Genomic DNA, 3485 nt, shown 5'->3' with positions numbered 1-3485 from the left:
CTTGGTCGGTCCGACGGCGGGCGTGCCCCAACCTCGCCGCCCCGCCCGGGGCGGGCCTGGGACCATCGGGGCGCGGCGCAAGCCGCGCCCCGATTTCATACCCCCACCCCACTCGCGCGCCGATCTGGCAGGTTCGGTCGTCGACATGAGCGGGAACGCCCCTTGCGTCGACGACCGACAGTGCAAGATCGCGGAGCAGGGGTCGGGCGGGCCCCTCATCGTGGGCCGATGCGGCCGGTGGGGGCGGCGGCCGGGTAGCCTTCGCCGGGTGATCGAGGTGAAGCAGCGGTGACGACCCTGGACCGCGACGAGAGCCACGCCCCCACGGTGATCAGCGCGCCGGTCGCCGTGGGTCGGCCACTGCCGCTGCGCGTCGCCGCGCCGATGGCGGTCGCCGCCGGGCTGGCCCTGCTGCTGGCGTTCCCGCCGTACGGGGTGTGGCCCCTCGCGCCGGTCGGCGTGGTGCTGCTGGCCGCCGCCGCCCACCGACGGCGGTTGCGCGCCGGCGCCGGCGTGGGCTTCCTCACCGGAGTGGCGCTGTTCGCGCCGCTGCTGGCCTGGACGAACCTGCACACCGGCTACCTGCCGTGGGTGCTGCTGTCGCTGCTGCAGGCCGGCTACCTGGCGCTGCTCGGGGCCGCCACCGCCTGGGTGTCACCACTGGCCGACCGGAGCCGCTGGGCGTTGCCGGCGCTGACCGGGCTGCTGTGGGTGGGGCAGGAGGCGCTGCGCGACCGTACGCCGTTCGGCGGGTTCCCGTGGGGCCGGCTCGCGTTCACCCAGGACGACTCGCCGCTGCTGCGCCTGGCCGCCCTCGGCGGCGCACCGCTGGTCACCTTCGCGGTGGCGGTCGTCGGCGGGCTGCTGGTCACCGCCGGCTGGCACGCCTGGGCCATTCTGCGCCCCACCAGCCGCACCGACCCCGACCCGACCGGTGGCCTCGGCGACACCGACGCGACCAGCCGCCCCCGCGACACCAGCGACATCGAATCGGCCACCCGGCCCAGCGGCGCCGGGTCGGCGCGGCGGTGGACGCCGGTGGCCGTGCCGGCCGTCGCCGCGGTCGCGCTGGCCGGGGCGGGTCTGCTGGTGCCGCTGGCCGCCGCCGGGTCGGGCGAGCCCGTCACCGTGGCGATCGTGCAGGGCAACGTGCCGCGCCTCGGGCTGGACTTCAACGCCCAACGCCAGGCCGTGCTCAACAACCACGTCGACGCCACCCTGGAACTGGCCGCGCGGGTCGCGGCCGGCGCGGAGCGGCAACCCGACCTGGTGGTGTGGCCGGAGAACTCCAGCGACATCGACCCGCTGCGCAACCCCGCCGCCGGGGCCCGCATCTCCCAGGCCGCCGACACGATCCGCGCGCCCATCCTGGTCGGCGCGGTGCTGCTCGGCCCCGGCCCGGGGCAGGTCCGCAACGCGGGCATCCTGTGGCGGCCCGACACCGGCGCGGACATGGCGCAGCTCTACACCAAACGCCACCCGGTGCCGTTCGCCGAGTACGTGCCGCTGCGCGACATCGCCCGCATGGTCAGCGACAAGGTCGACCTGATCCGCAGCGACTTCGTGCCCGGCAGCACCCCGGGCGTGGTACGCGCCGGCCCGGCCGTGCTCGGCGACGTCATCTGCTTCGAGGTCGCCTACGACGAGGTGGTCCGCGACACCGTCACCGGCGGCGCGCAGCTGCTGGTGGTGCAGACCAACAACGCCACCTTCGACGAGGCGGAGGCCCGCCAGCAGCTGGCCATGGTGCGGCTGCGGGCGGTGGAGCACGGCCGGCCGGCGTTGATGGCCTCCACGGTCGGGGTGTCCGGGTTCGTCGCCCCCGATGGGCGGGTAAGCGACGCCACCGGGTTCAACACCCGGGAGGTCGTGGTGCGGCAGCTACGGCTCGACAGCGGGCGTACCCTCGCCACCCGCCTCGGCTGGTGGCCGGAGCTGGCCCTCGCCGGGCTGGCCGTGGCCGCCCTGGCCGGAGCGGGCGTGCTGCGCCGACGGCAGCGGGTCGTGCCCGGATAGCAACAGCCGGTACGCCGGCGGGAGCGGAGGAACCGTGATCCAGGCGACCGATATGATCCGGCGTCCGGACGAGGTGCCCGGCCTGGGGCGGGTGCTCGTGGTGATCCCCACCTACAACGAGGCCGACAACGTCGCGGCGATCGTGGGGCGGGTCCGCCGGGCCGCCCCCGCCGTGCAGATCCTCATCGCCGACGACAACAGTCCCGACGGCACCGGCGCGATCGCCGACGCGCTCGCCGACGGCGACCCGCACGTGCAGGTGCTGCACCGCGAGGGCAAGCAGGGCCTCGGCGCCGCCTACCTGGCCGGGTTCGGGTGGGCGCGCGAGCGCGGCTACCAGGCCGTGGTGGAGATGGACGCCGACGGCTCACACGCCCCCGAGGACCTGCCGGCGCTGCTGGACGCCGCCCGCGACGCCGACGTGGTGATCGGGTCACGGTGGACCAGCGGCGCGCAGGTCGTGAACTGGCCGCTGCGGCGGCTGCTGCTGTCGCGCTGCGGCAACCTGTACGCGCGCCTGGCGCTGGGCATGCCGGTGTCGGACGCCACCGGCGGGTACCGGGTGTACCGGATCAGCGCCCTGGACGCCATCGACCTGGAGTCGGTGTGCTCGCAGGGCTACTCGTTCCAGGTGGAGCTGTCGCGGCTCGCCCACCGGGCCGGGGTGCGGATCGTGGAGGTGCCGATCACGTTCGCCGAGCGGGAACGCGGCGACAGCAAGATGAGCCCGCGCATCGTCGCCGAGGCGCTGTGGCGGATCACCCGCTGGGGTGTGCAGGACCGGCGGCAGGCCGTACGCCGGGGCCTGCACGGCACCCCCACGGGTCAGGTGCGGTGGCCGTGAGCGCGGCCGTGTCATGCTGGATGTGCGGTACGTGTCGGTGTGCCGCGGATTGGCGATGAGGTGAGATGCGCCGAGGACTGAGGTTCGTGCCGATCGCCCTGCTGCTGGCGGTGGTGCTGGAGTTGGCGGTGTTCGTCCTGGTGGGGCGGGCGGTGGGGTTCGGCGCGGCGGTGCTGCTGGTGTTCGCCGCGTCGCTGCTGGGGCTGGTGCTGCTGCGCCGGGAGGGAATGCGCGCCTGGCGCGGGTTCCGCACCGCCGCGCAGGCCGGGCAGCCACCGGGGCGGCAGGTGACCGACGGGCTCGTCGGGTTGGCCGGCGCGCTGCTGCTGGCGGCGCCGGGTCTTCTCAGCGGTCTGGTCGGGTTGTTGCTGATGGTGCCGCCGGTGCGTCGCCTGGCCCGCTCCGGGGTGCAACGCACCGCCGAGCGGCGGGTGTCGTCGATGGTCGCCGGTGACCTGTTCGGGCCGCGTACGGTGCGGGTGCGCCAGGGCGCGCCGCAGCCGACGCCGCGTCCGGAGCCGGAGCAGCCGGTGGTCGTCGACGGCGGCCGGGCCATCGAGGGTGAGATCGTCGAGCCGGGCCGCAACTGAGCGCACACATGACGGCGCCCCCGGGGAATCCCCGG

General features: G+C 75.4%; 3 protein-coding genes. All 3 read left to right on the top strand.

What is annotated here, in order from left to right:
- Positions 1–384: 384 nt before the first annotated feature.
- The gene (lnt, locus tag ABZU46_RS31415; RefSeq protein ID WP_354863320.1) at positions 385–2016 is read left to right on the top strand and encodes an apolipoprotein N-acyltransferase; all 1632 of its coding nucleotides are present in this window, start codon (positions 385–387) and stop codon (positions 2014–2016) included.
- Between the two features lie 52 nt (positions 2017–2068).
- A complete protein-coding gene (locus ABZU46_RS31410; RefSeq protein WP_354863319.1) occupies positions 2069–2860 on the top strand; it encodes a polyprenol monophosphomannose synthase in 792 nt (263 codons plus the stop codon).
- Positions 2861–2925: 65 nt separating this feature from the next.
- Positions 2926–3450: an FxsA family protein gene (locus ABZU46_RS31405; RefSeq protein ID WP_354863318.1), complete on the top strand. Its 525-nt coding sequence runs from the start codon at positions 2926–2928 to the stop codon at positions 3448–3450.
- Positions 3451–3485: the final 35 nt, after the last annotated feature.

It is taken from the genome of Micromonospora sp. NPDC005197, from assembly GCF_040608295.1.
Classification (GTDB): Bacteria; Actinomycetota; Actinomycetes; order Mycobacteriales; family Micromonosporaceae; genus Micromonospora.
Note: the sequence above shows the minus strand (reverse complement) of the source record. Positions and strands in the feature narration are given on the sequence as shown.

Bases quoted from the DNA above. Each gene is read 5' to 3' on its own strand.
- lnt (WP_354863320.1), top strand. From the start codon at position 385: ATGGCGGTCGCCGCCGGGCTGGCCCTGCTGCTGGCGTTCCCGCCGTAC.
- ABZU46_RS31410 (WP_354863319.1), top strand. From the start codon at position 2,069: ATGATCCGGCGTCCGGACGAGGTGCCCGGCCTGGGGCGGGTGCTCGTG.
- ABZU46_RS31405 (WP_354863318.1), top strand. From the start codon at position 2,926: ATGCGCCGAGGACTGAGGTTCGTGCCGATCGCCCTGCTGCTGGCGGTG.